Origin of the sequence: Brevibacterium sp. CBA3109, from assembly GCF_040256645.1 — a bacterium.
GTDB lineage: Bacteria > Actinomycetota > Actinomycetes > Actinomycetales > Brevibacteriaceae > Brevibacterium > Brevibacterium koreense.
The window spans coordinates 3,435,748-3,450,522 of the sequence record NZ_CP158281.1 but is presented as its reverse complement, the minus strand read 5'-3'; the positions used below and the strand labels follow the sequence as shown (position 1 = coordinate 3,450,522).

The window sequence follows — 14,775 nt, the reverse complement described above, 5'->3', positions numbered from 1 at the left end:
GAGGTCAGTTCTGGGGGAGCCGCTGCAGAAGCCAGGAGACGAGCTCGGGCCAGGCGTTTTCGGCGACCGAGCGTTTCAGCAGACCGTGATGGCCGATACCAGCGACCTCGAGTTCCTGGGGCGTGAAGGTGCGTCGTTCCACCTCGGTGAGGCGGACATGGTCGACGAGTGCGTCGATCTGCGCTGGTGACGCCCAATTGTCGTCGCTGGCCCCAGTCGCCAGCACCGGCGTGCGCAAACGGGCCATCCGAGCGGTTGCTCCCAGGGTCGGATCATCGAAGAAGTACTCGGACATGCGCACCCACCTGCCCCATTCGAGCATGGCCGCAGCGGGGATGTCCTCGCCGAGTCCGAGACGTCTGCCGGGCGCATAGCCGAGGATCGGACTGATCAGAGGGCCGAGTGTCCTGAGGATGAGACCGACCCGCAGCCGTTCGGTGACAGGAGTGATGTCGCGCAGCGCCGCTCGTGCCGTGCCCACGGTGACAATTCCGTACAGGTCGTCGGTGGCGTTTCCCAGCAGCAGGGCGTGACCGCCGAGGCTGTGTCCGAGTGCGACCTTCGGCAGTTCAGGAAATCTGCTCCTGGCCCAGGCGGCGACGGCATTCGCGTCCTGGTGCATCCAATCGCGCATCCGCAGCTGTGAGTGCTCCCGCGCCGGCCCTGAGGCCGCAACGCCTCGCACATCGTAGGTGAGCACGGCCAGGCCGCGTCCGACAGCGTGTTCGGCGAAATTCGTATAGAACCGTGCAGGCGTGGCCGTGGCGGGATGGATCGTGAGGAACCCGGTCGGAGTTCGCGGTGGCATCAGCAGCGTGCCGATGATGTGGTCCTGTCGGCCGGAGTTGCTTCCGTTCGCGCTTCCGGAACCGGCGGCATCGGTGTGCGCACAAGCGGTGACCGGAATGCGTACGGAACTCATCACAGTTCTTGTCATGAGCACAAGGCTAGTAGCGACCGAACGTATTCTCTGCTGTTCGATAGCGTTGAGTTCTGTGCGCCGAAATCAGCGTTGGGTGCGGGCTTTCCAGTCGGAGACCTCTGATTGCGCCAGCTGCGCGGCGACGCCGACGTAGGTGGCCGGAGTCAGCGCGGTGAGCAGTTCGGTCTCTGCTTCGGGCAATCCGAGACCGGCGACGAAGGACTGCAGATCGGCCTGAGTGATGCGCTTGCCGCGAGTGAGCGCCTTGAGCTTCTCGTAGGGACTGTCCATGTCCGGCACACCCTGCAGGCCGGCGGCGCGCATGACCGACTGGATCGCCTCGCCGAGGACCTCCCAGTTGGAGTCGAGGTCGGCGGCCAGAGCCTCCTCGTTGATCGCGAGCCTGTCGAGGCCCTTGATCAGGTTGTTCAGCGCCAGCACCGAGTGGCCGTAGGACACACCGATGTTGCGCTGTGAGGTCGAGTCCGTGAGGTCTCGCTGCATCCGCGAGGTCACCAGGGTCGACGCGAGTGAGTCGAGCAGTGCGCACGAGAGCTCGAGGTTCGACTCGGCGTTCTCAAAGCGGATCGGGTTGACCTTGTGCGGCATCGTCGAGGATCCGGTAGAGCCAGCGACGGGGATCTGCTTGAAGTAGTTCATCGAGACGTAGGTCCACATATCAGTCGCCAGATTGTGGGCGATGCGGTTGAACCGCGCGATGTCGGCAAAGAGCTCCGCATCCCAGTCGTGGGATTCGATCTGCGTGGTCAGCGGGTTGAATGTCAGCCCCAGGCTGCCTTCGACGAAGGTCTTGGCCAGCTTCGGCCAATCCGCGCTGGGCACGGCGGCCAGATGGGCCGAGTAGGTCCCGGTCGCACCGTTGATCTTGCCGAGGAACTCGCTTGCCTCGATCCGCTCATACTGGCGGCGCAGGCGGTGGACGAACACCGCGAGCTCCTTGCCCACCGTCGTCGGCGTCGCCGGCTGGCCATGGGTGTGGGAGAGCATCGGGACCTCGGCCAGCGCCGAGGCGGTATCGGCCAATGAGTCGATGAGTGCCTTCGCGCGGGGCAGCCACACATCAACGGTGGCACCCTTGATGCCGAGGGCCCAGGACAGATTGTTGATGTCCTCGGATGTGCAGCAGAAGTGGACGAGCTCGCTGAGATCGTCTGCGCCGATTTCGACTAGCGCTTCTTTGATTGTGTACTCAACGGCCTTGACATCGTGAACCGTGACGGCCTCATGGGCGGCGAGGGTGGCGATCGTCTTAGCATCGAAGTTCTCCGCGAAGCTGCGCAGTTCGGTGACCTCGTGCTCGGTGAGACGACGGACGCCGTCGATTACGGAGTTCTGGGCGAGGTGGATGAACCACTCGACCTCGACGGTGATTCGATTGCGGTTCAGAGCCGCCTCGGAGAGGTGATCGACGAGGTCAGCGGTGTCTTTGCGGTATCGACCATCGAGGGGTCCGAGAGCAATGGAGGGCGAGATGTCAGCAAGCGAAACGGTCGGCATAGCCCTATTTTCTCATGAGCCGCTCACGAACGCGGAACCGACCACCAGGCGGTCCTGTTGAGGGCTGAGGTCCGATTGTGACTCGTGCTCTTCCAGCTGTGGATTCGGCCGTAACTTCAACACCGGAAGCGTGTGGAGGGTCGACTGGTTTCCACAAGAGGAATCTGAGAGCTTCCGGTCGAAGGTGCCGATTCGTACGGTGAAGGCTGACGCCTAATCGCAAGGGGAGGACGACAGTGATCACCGATGAGCTGGCACTCAACCGGGACGGGTGGAGGCGGCGGGCAAATGAGCTGCGCAGACTGGCGCAGAACTGCCGGCAGGTCGAAGGGTGGGACTCCCCAGCAGGACGAATGCTCGGCGATCGTCTGCTGACGTGTTCGGACTCGATCATCGCTCTCGCAGACAGGGCCGACAAGCTCGCCGAGGCCTATGACCTGCATCTCCAGGTCGTCTCAGTGGGAGGTCGGATTCAGCTATGAGCGGCAGGGCGAAGCCGGCGGCCGAGCCGGGAAAGTCTGCGACTGAGCCGGGAAAGTCTGCGACTGAGCCTGGGAAGTCTGCGGAAGGGCGGGGCAGCAAGTGGTTTGCCGTCGACATTGCACGGATCATGGGGCTTCCCGAGCGACTGAGAACACTCTGGCCCCACGAGCTGATGCCACGTGCGGACGCTGCCGAAAACACCTCGGCACGGGAGGCGGCAATGGTCGTGACCACGGGCGCCGGAAAGGAGGTCGCGGAAACGGTGATGCTGGGGGACTCCGCCGACAGGAAATCCAAGCGCGGGCTCGATGTGCTCACTGCCTGGCTGACCGGTTTCACCGCCGAGCTCAATCTCACCCGCTCTCGGATCACCATCGTCATCAGCTCCGGAGACGAGACCGCCCACCTCGAGGTGTCCCTGTGCGATGACATCTGCCTGGCCATTCTGGTGCTGCACGGTGATGGCTTCGACGAGTTCGAAGGCTTCGAGCTCCTCAGACGCCTCCGACCTCAGGAGCTCGGACAGGTCACCGAGGAGCTGTGCTCTCTGGTCGAGAAGGACTGTGTGCTCACCCTGACCTACCTGAGCGAGGCCAAAGACGCCGGGATGGAGTTCCTGCACAGAGTTGACGGAACCTGGGCTCGGCCGACCCTGGAGCGCGACGGGGAGACGATCACCGTGGGGACTGAACACAACCTCGAAGCCGGTGCGGTGCGAGTCCTGATTGCGGCGACCCTGACTCTGCTCCGGACGACGGTGACCCGGCGATCTCCGACAGCCAAGCGACCGTCGACGGCCGGCCGCCGGTGATGATCGCGACCCGAACCGTTGGCGGTCCGCAGCTGAGGATCGATGACCGGGCAGACTCCAGCGGAGACGAACTTCAGCGCATCTGCGGCGATATCGCTGACCTGTCTGCGGAAGGATCACTCGCCGACTTCGACCTGGCCACACTCCTGACTCAGGTCCCCGCCCCACTCACGGCGATCAACCTCGACGCCTGCCGGGTCGTCTACCACCACCAAACGGCGGTCGTGCTCATCGAACTCGAAGCCACCGTCCTCGCCGTCAGAGCCGCGGCCCTTGCCTACCGGCAGGCAGAGAGGGGCATCAGCGACGCCTTCGGTGGGCTGCTCGACTATTTCGGCTACGTCACCGGTCGCGTGATCGCCATCAGCCTGCCAGTGCTCATTCCGATCGCGCTCGCGGTCGCGGCACCGATTTACCTGGGGATGAAGTTCCTCGACGTCACGGGCCTCGACGACGTGGTTGCCAAGCACTTCGGCATCGACCTGGCGCAGACGAAGGCGGCGGCCAAGGAGGCCTTCGTCGCACTCGTGTTCGAGAACTCCGATGTCTCCGGGGCCGTCATCGAACACGTGCTGCCGGGAATCGTCGTCGGCTTCATGGGGCTGCCGCCGACGGTGCTGGCCACCGAGGGTGACCACGCGCTGTGGCCGCACGACTCGTCATCGATGACGGCGTGGATCCTGGGAGGTGCGAACATGTTCGGACTGCTTCTGCCCTCGGACGTGGAGGTCTGGAGGGCCAAGGGAATCACTCCGGCCGATGATGAGCCGCCGCGCGACCTCGAAGACCTCTATGGCAGGGAGGCAGACCGCCACCGCGGCGCCGACTCCGGACAAGTCCGGATCGAAGAGATCACCTCCCCCGACGGGACTACTCGCTACATCGTCTACGTTCCCGCGACGACCGACTGGTCTCCCGACGCCGGTCAGAACACCACCGATCTGACGACGAACGTGCAGGCAATGGCCGGTAATGACACCGTCATGGCGGAGATGGTCCGCCAGGCCATCGCCGAGGCGAATATCGCGACTGATGCCGAGGTCATGCTGGTGGGGTATTCGCAGGGTGGAATCACTGCCGGCTCGCTGGCCGCCGACCCGGCATTCTTGGCCGATGTGAATGTCACCGCGCTCGTCACCGTGGGCGCACCGATCTCAGACTTCCCAGTTGACGAGGGCATCGACGTCCTCTCGATCGAGCACGAACAGGACCTGGTTCCCGACCTTGACGGCAACGAGAATCCGGTCGAAGACCATTGGTCGACGATCACCGTCGACTACGATCCCGAGCAGCTGCGCCGAGCCCCGAACCTGAAGGGCAGGACCGATGCCGAACTCGACGAACTGTTCGCCTCCGCCGGAGCCGCGCATTCTTCTGCCGCTTACAGTGCCTCGATCGGGCTCATGCTCGCAGCCGGCCATGCGGGTCTCAACCGATTCACCGCGAAGAACTCAGGGTTCTTCACCGGTGACCTCAAGGAAACCAGGGACTACCAGGGAAAACGCAAACGGACATGACCGTGGCCAAAAGCCAGCGCAGCCTCGGCGAAATCCGACCCGCACCTCGGCGAAATCCGACCCGCACCTCGGCGAGGTGAGGCTCTGATGTGCTCGGACGTGCGTTTGTCGGACGTTGGACCAACTCTGCGACGATCGACAATTCGGCATGGAACCCTTTGGACGTGAACCACACGCGCGAAATTCGCCTCCTAGGCTGAACCGAACCATAACAATTGGCGCTCGACGCACGTTGCCGATGTGGCATGCAGTCGGTGGATTCGGTATCGTGGTAGCACCTGTGAATAACATCACGCGAGGGCGAGAACTCACACCAGAGATCCCGTCCGCAGGACACCGTCCGCCACTGGTCACCTCCGGTGCGCTTGGACCTTGAACAAAGGAGAACTGAAATGACCTCCAACATTTCAGTGGGAACCGGGACTGCCCACAGTCAGTCATCGGAACCTCGGATGATCCAGATGCTCACCGAAGACGGCAATCGCGTCGAATCCGGTGAATATGACGCTTTCGCGGCAGAACTCACCGATGAGGATCTGCGCGGCTTCTACCGGGACATGGTCCTGGTGCGCCGCATCGATGCTGAGGGTGCGGCCCTGCAGCGTCAAGGACAGCTCGGCCTCTGGGCGCCGATGTTCGGTCAGGAAGCAGCCCAGATCGGAATGGGACGGGCGGCTCGCCCCCAGGATTTCGTCTTCCCGACCTATCGTGAACACGGCCTCGCCTACACTCGCGGTGTCGAACCGGAGACCCTCCTCGGCATGTTCCGCGGCCAGGACCACGGCGGCTGGGACCCTCAGGAACACCGTTTCCACACGTATACGATCGTCATCGGTTCGCAGACCCTGCATGCCACCGGCTACGCCATGGGCGTGTCCATGGACGGCGACGTCGGCACTGGCGACCTGGAACGCGACACAGTGGCCATCGCCTGCTTCGGCGACGGAGCCACCTCGCAGGGTGACGTCTCAGAGGCACTGACCTTCGCGGGAGCCTTCCACGCACCCGTGCTGTTCTTCTGCCAGAACAACCAGTGGGCCATCTCCGAACCCACCCACGTCCAGTCCGCGGCACCGCTGTGCAAGCGCGGCGAAGGATTCGGTGTTCCCGGCCTGCGCGTCGACGGCAATGACATCATCGCGATGTACGCCGTGGCCAGGGCCAGCCTGGATTCGGTTCGTGCCGGCAACGGTCCAATGCTCATCGAGGCCTTCACCTACCGTCGCGGTGCCCACACCACGGCCGATGACCCGACCAAGTACCGTGATCGGGCAGAGGAAGAGATCTGGGAGGACCGCGACCCGCTCAAGCGACTTCGGGCCTACCTCGACAACCACACGGACACCGCAGACGAGTTCTTCGCCGAGGTGGACGCTGAGGCCGACACTCTTGCCGCCCGCATCCGCCACAACTGCATGACCATGGAAGATCCCGATCCCGTCGAGATGTTCGCCCATGTCACCTCCGAACCTCACCCCCTCGTCGATGAGGAACGTGCGGAATTCCTCGCATACCAGGCCTCATTCGCCGATGCAGGTGAGGCCTGATGGAGAAACTTCCCCTGTCAAAGGCCATCACGGCCGGAATGCGCAAAGCCATGGAGGACGACCCGAAGGTCGTCCTCATCGGTGAGGACATCGGCAAGCTCGGCGGCGTCTTCCGCGTCACCGAAGGCCTGCAGAAGGACTTCGGTCCGCAGCGGGTCATCGATGCACCACTTGCCGAATCTGGCATCGTGGGAACCTCGATCGGCATGGCCGTGCGCGGTTACCGCCCGGTCATCGAAATTCAGTTCGACGCCTTCATCTTCCCGGCCTACGACCAGATCGTGACCCAGGTCGCCAAGCTCTACAACCGCACGCTGGGCAAGGAGCGAATGCCTCTCGTCATCCGCGTGCCCTACGGCGGCGGCATCGGCTCACCCGAGCACCACTCGGAGAGCCCGGAGACGGTCTTCGCCCATCACGCCGGACTGCGCCTGGTCTCACCGTCGAACGCCCATGACGCCTACTGGATGATGCAGGAAGCGATCAAGAGCGACGACCCGGTGATGTTCTTCGAGCCCAAGCGCCGCTACTGGCTGCGCGGAGACGTGGACACCGCGAACCGCGGTGGTCTGGGAATGCACGATGCCAGTGTCGTCTCCGAAGGCACCGACGTCACCCTGGTGGCCTATGGCCCACTGATGCCCACGGCCAAGGACGTCGTGGCAGCTGCGGCAGACGAAGGAAAGAGCGTCGAACTCATCGACCTGCGCAGCCTCAGCCCGATCGACTTCACGACGATTGAGAAGTCCGTGCAGAAGACCGGTCGCCTGGTCGTCGCACACGAGGCGCCGACGTTCCTGGGGCTGGGCTCCGAGATCGCGGCGCGCCTGTCCGAGCGCTGCTTCTTCAACCTCGAGGCGCCAGTCATCCGAGTCGGCGGCTATCACACGCCGTACCCCGGCTCGCGGATGGAAGAGCACTACCTGCCTGACCTGGATCGCATCTTCGATGGTGTCGACCGGGCACTGGCCTACTGACTCAAGGAGAGTTGATATGTCTTTTGAATTTTCTCTTCCTGACGTCGGTGAGGGCCTGACAGAGGCCGACCTCGTCTCGTGGAAGGTCGCCGTCGGCGACACCGTCACCGTCAACCAGATCCTCGTCGAGATCGAAACGGCCAAGTCTCTGGTCGAACTGCCGAGCCCCCAGGCCGGACCGATCGAAGCTCTGCTGGTCGATGAGGGCCAGACCATCGAGGTCGGAACACCGATCATCCGCTTCGGCGGCGGCGATTCCACCGGCAGCTCCGAGCCCGCAGGAGCATCGGCACCTGCTGCAGGAGACGCACAGGACTCGACCGAGAGCGGAGGCGACGCCGAAGGCGGCGCCACCCTGGTCGGCTACGGCGCCAAAGCAGCCTCGTCGAAACGCCGCCCCCGCAAGGGTGCAGGTGTTCCGGCCCCGGCAGGCTCGACCGCAGCGCCCGCCGCACCGGAAGCTCCAGCGTCAGCCGCACAGGAAGCTCCTGTGGCAGCGGCACCGTCCGAAGCCACGACACCGGTGACCGCCTCGGCGGACAAGCCCCTCGCCAAGCCTCCCGTGCGTAAGCTCGCAAAGGACCTCGGCATCGACCTGGTCACGGTCGTTGCGACCGGTTCGCGCGGCGAAGTCACCCGTGACGACGTCAAGGCCGCGGCCAGCGGCACCGGCGCAGCAGCCACCGCAGCGACAGCTTCGAGCGCCGGGGCCGCAACCGCCTCGGCGGGGGATGGTTCCACGGGCGAACTCGAGGAGCGGATCCCGTTCAAGGGCGTGGCGAAGATGATGGCCAAGGCCATGGTCGAATCCGCGTTCACGATGCCCCACGTCACCGAGTTCCTCGACGTTGACGTGACCGAGACGATGGCCTTCGTGCGCAAGCTCAAGTCCACGAAGTTCCTGGGCGAGGACATCAAGGTCTCTCCTTTGCTGCTCGTGGCCAAGGCTGTGGCCTGGGCTGTCGCCCGCAACCCGCGGATCAACTCGTGCCTTGAAGGCGAAGAGATCGTCGTCAAGAAGTACCTCAACCTCGGCATCGCCGCGGCCACCCCGCGTGGCTTGATCGTACCCAACATCAAGGGCGCACACGCGATGGGCCTGACCGACCTGGCTCAGGGCATTCAGGATCTGACCGCGCTGGCTCGTTCGGGCAAGACGCCTCCGGCCGACCAGTCGGGCGGCACGATCACCATCACGAACGTCGGTGTCTTCGGCGTCGACGCGGGAACTCCGATCATCAACCCCGGCGAGGCCGCGATCATGGCCTTCGGGCAGATCCGGAAGAAGCCGTGGGTCGTCGGTGACGAGATCGTTCCACGTGACATCACGACGCTGTCGGTGAGTGCTGACCATCGCGTCGTCGATGGCGAGATCATCTCGAAGTTCCTCGCCGACGTCGGCCGCGGACTTGAGGATCCGACGCTGCTGCTGGCCTGAGACGGCTCTTAGCCGGCAAGGGCAGGCATAAAAGCCGCCTACGTCAATCACCTCGGCGAGGTCGATGAGGTTCGGTACGGTGACCTTCCGGACCCGGTTCCGGGACCCACCGACTACCTCAGCGAGGTGAGCGCGGCCAGCCTCAACCACGTGGACGCCCTTGTGCATTCCGGTTGGTTCCCCACCTCGACACCCCTGCCCTTCGTTCTGGGCAGGGGCTTGGTGGGCACCGTTGTCGGCGCGCCCGTGGGAGGAGCTCTCCTACCTGGTCAGGCCGCGTGGTGCAGCAGTCTGGGCTAGGGCGGACGGCAGGGCTCATACTCCGACTATGCAGTCGTCCCCGACGACCGGCTCTACCCGGCCCCGCCTTCGGCAGGTGCCGGAATAGATGCGAACGGCAGCAGCGCCCATCGGCTCGTGGCGTTGGCCCGCCCCGCGACGACGGCATGGTTGGGCTGGTTCGAACACGGCCGGCTCACTCCCGGCCAGAGCGTCTTCGTGTGCGGGGGAGCGGGCAACGTCGGCACAGCCGCCGGCGCCGAGGTGGTTCTTGATCACGACCTGAGCCGAACGTCGGTGTCAGGGCCGCGGGCTCCGAACCGAGAAACGTGTTCCAGGGCACTACTCGTCGAGGTAGGCGCTGTTGTCGGTGGGGCTTCCGTCCTTGACCAGACGTTTGGCGAGGCAGTGGTTGCGATCCAATCCCCAGGAGCGGCACTGATCAAGTGCGGGTTCGGGGTCGCTGTAGGGGGTGTCGATGATGGTGACCCAGTAGTTGTCGTCCTTGTAGGAATCCCAGTCGCCGCTGTGGATGAGGATTGCACCCGGGTATTTGACGCGATTGGTCTCGAACTCGTCCACGATGTCCTGTGCTGTCCACGTCTTGCCCTCGGCCTCCAGGCCGACATCCTTAGCGCTGACCTGCGTCACCCACTGTCCTTCGAGGTCTTCGGCCTTCGCGGTGCCTTCCTTCGTGTAGGCCGACAGTGCCTCCTGCGGACTCGCTGTCGGCTGCACCAGAGGCTCGGAGGGGGAGGGGGAGGCCGATCCGGTCTCGTCGCCGCCGAAGTCGACAGGCACGGCTCCCGTTGACGGTGCCAACCAGCGCACTCCGAAGAAGGCCAGGAGCGCGAGAACCATGATGATGGCGATGATGACGACGGTGATCTTCGCCCCATTGCCCTTCTTCGCAGCCGGTGCAGGGTGGAGCGGGATCTGTCCGGATGCCGGGGCGTTGGAGCCGTGCTCGGGCTGTCCGGGTGAATTCTGAGACTGTTCCTGGAATGGGGAGGCCCCCGCTGGGGTGAAGGCGTTGCGCGAGCGATTTTTGGATACGGGGACGTCGCCAGTGTGCCTTTCGAGGTACTCGTAATAGGTCGAGTTGTCGAAGTCGGCAGCACTCTGGGCGGACTCCTGGCCCGGCGACGAGGTCAGACTGGCACGATCTGATTGGTCCTTCTGCCAGTCATCACTGGTCGCTGGACGGATTCGCGGCCTCGGTGGAACGTCGCTCATCGGTCCTCCTGAGTGCCAGGTGTGGTGGCAATCATCTTCTTACCTTGGCACGACATCGGCACGTGTTCAACACGAACCAGAGCAGGATGCGTTGTGTACTGGATCGCGGGCGCGAACATGCGTGTGGGATGAGTACGGGTGGGAAACGGTTCTCGCCCCGCGAATCCGGGCACAACGCGTTCTCGGAACCTCAGCGGCGACACCTCCAGGGGGTTCCATGACGGAGATTTGGTGAATTTGCTCTGAAGGCCTGTTTCTCTCTAAGATTGTTATCTGTTGTGTCGTAGCCGTTCGATCACCGATTGATCTGCTGAGGCCAACATGGTGCTCACCCACCGCTGCACTCCAGCTTCGGCCAATCTCTCACAGGCTACGGCTTCAGCGCTGGTGAGACATCTCGCCCAAACGGGCAAACCTGTTTTGGCGTACACAATTTTCATTGCGAACGCCGCATGCCGGGCAGCAGCCCGGTAGGTGGTCGGGCACTTGTCCGGCCGAGCAGCATTCGTGAAAATTTGTTGATGTCTTCCGACATCGGCGCAAGCGAGCGTGGATCCCACGCCGACCTGCTTGCTTCGAGAGTCGGTAACTTGTGAACTGGAGGAGAGTCATGGCAGCAAACTGCCAAGTAACCGGGGCCGTCCCTGGTTTCGGACACAATGTGTCCCACTCGAACCGACGCACCAAGCGTCGTTTCAACCCGAATATTCAGAAAAAGCGTTACTTCGTTCCGTCTCTGCGTCGCAGCGTCACCCTTAACCTGTCCGCCAAGGGCATCAAGGTGATCGACGTGCGTGGAATTGACGCCGTCGTCGGCGAACTCATTGCCAAGGGAGTGAAGCTCTGATGGCTAAAGCACAGGACATTCGTCCCATCATCAAGCTCAAGTCGACTGCTGGTTCCGGGTTCACCTACGTGACTCGCAAGAACCGCCGCAACAACCCGGATCGCATGGTGCTCAAGAAGTACGATCCCATTGTTCGTAAGCACGTCGATTTCCGAGAGGAGCGCTGAGCGCATATGGCTAAGAAGTCAAAGATCGCACGCGACAAGCAGCGTCGCGTCATTGTTGAGCGCTACGCGGAGCGTCGTGCGACGCTCAAGCGTCAGCTGACACACCCAGACAGCACCGACGAGCAGCGTGAAGAAGCACGCCTCGGACTGCAGAAGCTTCCTCGCGATGCCTCACCAGTGCGTGTGCGCAACCGCGACCAGGTTGATGGTCGTCCGCGCGGCTACCTCCGCAAGTTCGGTCTCTCCCGTGTGCGCTTCCGCGAAATGGCGCACAACGGCGAGTTGCCCGGCATCACGAAGTCCAGCTGGTAATCTCGAGGAAGTTCGTTATCGGAAAAACGGACCGATAACCGACCGACTTGTCCTAAGGAGGACACTTTTATGGCTAAGAACCGCAGTGAGCTCGTAGCAGAAGTTGCAGAGAATTCCGGACTGACCCAGAAGCAGGTTTCGGACGTTCTTGATGGTGTCTTCGATGTCTTCTCTGACGTCGTCGGCAAGGGTGAAAAGCTCACCATCCCCGGATGGGTGTCTGTCGAGCGCACCGAACGTGCCGCTCGCAAGGGACGCAACCCGCAGACCGGTGAAGAGATCCAGATCAAGGCCGGCTACTCCGTGAAGCTGTCCGCTGGTTCGAAGCTGAAAGCTGCTGCTGGCAGCCCTAACTGAGCCTCGCGCATCAGCGTGAAATGACCCGGACCATGTGGTCCGGGTCATTTTTTGTCTCCTCGCCGAGATCTCGAGCACGTCCGGGCTTCGCAGTTGGCTTGGTTTCAGACTCCGGCGATATCCTTGAACCATGAATGAAGCGGCGGTCTGCCACCAGTGAGCACTCAACTCTTCGAATCGGTCACCCGATTCGCGTCTCGCGCCGCCGTTCCCCTCGTCGTCATCGTCGGAGCTGCGGTGGGTGTGGTCGCAATGCTCTTCACCGGAGCGGCGGAGGCGACACTTCTCAACGATCCCGGCCCCTATGTCAGATTCGGTCTGCCGGCCGCGAAGTTCGTCTTCAACGTATCGATGGCGCTGACTCTGGGCGCACTCATGTTCGCCCTCCTCATCCTGCCCCGCACCCAGGGGCGAGGCCGAAATACGAAGACGCATCCCCAAGCCGCGAAGTCCGGTACCTCCGACGAGACTCCGCTCAACGCGCTCTGGGAGAAGACGCTGAAGATCGCCGAGGTGTCATCGGTGGCCTGGACGATCTCCGCCGTGGCCGTCCTCGTCCTCACCTTCGCCGACACTGTCGGAGCCCAGGCCTACCTCGACTTCTCCAATCAGCTCGGCGTGTTCCTGACCCAGATCGCCTTCGGGCAACTCTGGACTCTCATCGTCGTCCTCATCGCCGTCGCCTCGACCCTGTGCTTCGGCACGCGCAGCTACCTCGGCATCGCTGTGGCAGGCGTCCTCGGCATCGGCGTGATGATCCCCCTGGCGCTGATGGGCCACTCCGCTGAGGCCTCCGGACACACCCAGGCCGTCAACAGCATCGGTTTGCATCTGCTGGGCGTCACCATCTGGCTGGGCGGACTCTTCGTCATCGCCCTCCTGGGGTCGGATCTGGCCCGCTCCGACCAGCTGCGCACCACGATCGAACGCTATTCGTCGTTCGCGCTCGTCGCCTTCACCATCGTTGCCTATTCCGGTGTCGTGAACGCGCTGCTGCGTGTCCACAGCCTCGCTGACCTCATGACTCCCTACGGGCAGGTGATCGTGGCGAAGACGATCGCAACGGTTCTGCTCGGTCTCGTCGGGTTCTGGCATCGTCAGTTCGTCATCCGACGTTTGTGTGCCGCGGCCTCGGCGGCCAGGGAATTCTGGCGCCTCATCGTCGTGGAGTTCGTCATCTTCGGTGCCACGATGGGTCTCGCGGTCGCTCTGTCACGGTCCCAGCCCCCGGTCTCACAGGAGCCCGTGGGTGATCCGACCCCGGCAGAGATCCTCACCGGCGAACCGCTTCCGCCTCCGCCGACCTTTGCCCGCTACTTCACCGAGTGGTCCTTGGACCCGCTGTGGGTCGTCGTAGCCGTCGGCCTGTCCGCGGCCTATATCGTGGGTTTCATCAATCTCCGGCGCCGAGGCGACTCTTGGCCGATCCATCGCCTGGTCTCCTGGCTGGTCGGCATGCTCTTCCTCGTCTACGTGACCTCCGGCGGTGCCCGTGTCTACGGCGAGATCCAGTTCTCCGGGCACATGATCCAGCACATGCTCCTGATCATGGTGGTGCCCCTGCCGATGGTCCTGGGCGCACCCATCACGATGCTTATGCGGGGGACGAAGGCGCGTACGGACGGTTCGCGTGGGATCCGAGAATGGGTGCTGTGGCTCGTTCACACCCCGTATATGCGGTTCTTTGCGAACCCGATATTCGCCAGCGTGAACTTCGCTGGTTCCCTCGTCATCTTCTACTACTCGGGCGTGATGAAGTATGCGCTCGAATGGCACCTCGGCCATGAGCTGATGATCATCCATTTCCTCGGTGCAGGCTATCTCTTCGCACAGGCCCTCATCGGCATCGATCCCGGCGTGGAGCGCCCGGCGTTTCCGCTGCGGTTGCTCATGCTGCTCATCACGATGGCCTTCCACGCGTTCTTCGGCATCTCGATCATGAGCTCAGAAGTCCTCATCGAAGGCGACTGGTTCGGCAACATCGGCGCCGACTGGGGGTATTCGGCGATCGAAGACCAACAGTTGGGCGGCGGAATCGCCTGGGGCATCGGCGAGTTCCCCACCCTGTTCATCGCAATCATGGTCGCCTTCCAGTGGTCGAAGTCCTCGGATCGAGAGGCCAAGCGCGTCGACCGCCGCGAAGCGCGCACCAACGACGCGGAGCTTCGCGCCTACAACGACATGCTCGCCGGCATGGCCCAGCGCGACGCGAACACCGGTCCCAGAAGCAGATGAGCGCACACCTCATGTGCGGGAATGTGCACAGATAATTCTCTGATTCGAGCCCTTTCGGCACCCGATCCCTCGTCAGATGCCGCACACTGTTGCATGGATCATATTTATCCGCCGCGTCGCGCAGTTCGT

The 14,775-nt window shown here is 63.2% G+C and carries 14 protein-coding genes; 11 read left to right on the top strand and 3 right to left on the bottom strand.

The window, feature by feature from the left end; all coding sequences use genetic code 11:
• Positions 1 to 4: 4 nt before the first annotated feature.
• Together AAFP32_RS15745 and purB are read right to left on the bottom strand one after the other, a co-directional pair.
• The gene (locus tag AAFP32_RS15745; RefSeq protein ID WP_350269927.1) at positions 5 to 937 is read right to left on the bottom strand and encodes a serine aminopeptidase domain-containing protein; all 933 of its coding nucleotides are present in this window, start codon (positions 935 to 937) and stop codon (positions 5 to 7) included.
• Positions 938 to 1,006: 69 nt separating this feature from the next.
• Positions 1,007 to 2,440: an adenylosuccinate lyase gene (gene purB / locus AAFP32_RS15740; protein WP_350269926.1), complete on the bottom strand. Its 1,434-nt coding sequence runs from the start codon at positions 2,438 to 2,440 to the stop codon at positions 1,007 to 1,009.
• Between the two features lie 236 nt (positions 2,441 to 2,676).
• Between purB and AAFP32_RS15735 the strand changes: the two genes are divergently transcribed.
• From AAFP32_RS15735 to AAFP32_RS15710, 6 genes are all read left to right on the top strand, one after another.
• Complete coding sequence (locus tag AAFP32_RS15735; protein WP_101620519.1) at positions 2,677 to 2,922, top strand: hypothetical protein; 246 nt, start codon at positions 2,677 to 2,679, stop codon at positions 2,920 to 2,922.
• A complete protein-coding gene (locus AAFP32_RS15730; RefSeq protein WP_350269925.1) occupies positions 2,919 to 3,734 on the top strand; it encodes a hypothetical protein in 816 nt (271 codons plus the stop codon). Before AAFP32_RS15735 ends, AAFP32_RS15730 begins: the two co-directional genes overlap by 4 nt.
• Positions 3,734 to 5,251, top strand: a complete 1,518-nt coding sequence (locus tag AAFP32_RS15725) for a hypothetical protein (RefSeq protein WP_350269924.1) — start codon at positions 3,734 to 3,736, stop codon at positions 5,249 to 5,251. Before AAFP32_RS15730 ends, AAFP32_RS15725 begins: the two co-directional genes overlap by 1 nt.
• A gap of 392 nt (positions 5,252 to 5,643) precedes the next feature.
• Positions 5,644 to 6,798, top strand: coding sequence for a pyruvate dehydrogenase (acetyl-transferring) E1 component subunit alpha (gene pdhA, locus AAFP32_RS15720; protein ID WP_101620522.1), 1,155 nt, complete (start codon positions 5,644 to 5,646; stop codon positions 6,796 to 6,798).
• Positions 6,798 to 7,775 carry an alpha-ketoacid dehydrogenase subunit beta gene (locus tag AAFP32_RS15715; protein WP_350269923.1) on the top strand — a complete coding sequence of 326 codons (978 nt, stop codon included), beginning with the start codon at positions 6,798 to 6,800 and terminating at the stop codon, positions 7,773 to 7,775. Before pdhA ends, AAFP32_RS15715 begins: the two co-directional genes overlap by 1 nt.
• 16 nt (positions 7,776 to 7,791) lie before the next feature.
• A complete protein-coding gene (locus tag AAFP32_RS15710) occupies positions 7,792 to 9,213 on the top strand; it encodes a dihydrolipoamide acetyltransferase family protein (RefSeq protein WP_350269922.1) in 1,422 nt (473 codons plus the stop codon).
• 621 nt (positions 9,214 to 9,834) lie between these two features.
• Here the strand turns inward: AAFP32_RS15710 and AAFP32_RS15705 are convergent.
• Positions 9,835 to 10,728 (bottom strand): protein kinase, encoded by an 894-nt coding sequence (locus AAFP32_RS15705; RefSeq protein WP_350269921.1) that lies wholly within the window; start codon positions 10,726 to 10,728, stop codon positions 9,835 to 9,837.
• Positions 10,729 to 11,338: 610 nt separating this feature from the next.
• On the opposite strand from AAFP32_RS15705, the gene rpmB reads away from it, so the two are divergent.
• The 5 genes from rpmB (at position 11,339) to AAFP32_RS15680 (ending at position 14,646) form a co-directional block, all read left to right on the top strand.
• Entirely contained in the window at positions 11,339 to 11,575 is a 237-nt protein-coding gene (gene rpmB / locus AAFP32_RS15700; protein WP_101620527.1) for a 50S ribosomal protein L28, read from the top strand.
• Positions 11,575 to 11,742 (top strand): 50S ribosomal protein L33, encoded by a 168-nt coding sequence (gene rpmG, locus AAFP32_RS15695; protein ID WP_101571628.1) that lies wholly within the window; start codon positions 11,575 to 11,577, stop codon positions 11,740 to 11,742. Before rpmB ends, rpmG begins: the two co-directional genes overlap by 1 nt.
• A gap of 6 nt (positions 11,743 to 11,748) precedes the next feature.
• Complete coding sequence (rpsN, locus tag AAFP32_RS15690) at positions 11,749 to 12,054, top strand: 30S ribosomal protein S14 (RefSeq protein WP_009882241.1); 306 nt, start codon at positions 11,749 to 11,751, stop codon at positions 12,052 to 12,054.
• A 69-nt stretch (positions 12,055 to 12,123) separates the two neighbouring features.
• Positions 12,124 to 12,411 carry an HU family DNA-binding protein gene (locus AAFP32_RS15685; RefSeq protein ID WP_101620528.1) on the top strand — a complete coding sequence of 96 codons (288 nt, stop codon included), beginning with the start codon at positions 12,124 to 12,126 and terminating at the stop codon, positions 12,409 to 12,411.
• Positions 12,412 to 12,567: 156 nt separating this feature from the next.
• Positions 12,568 to 14,646 (top strand): cytochrome c oxidase assembly protein, encoded by a 2,079-nt coding sequence (locus AAFP32_RS15680; protein WP_350269920.1) that lies wholly within the window; start codon positions 12,568 to 12,570, stop codon positions 14,644 to 14,646.
• The last annotated feature ends 129 nt before the right edge of the window (positions 14,647 to 14,775 follow it).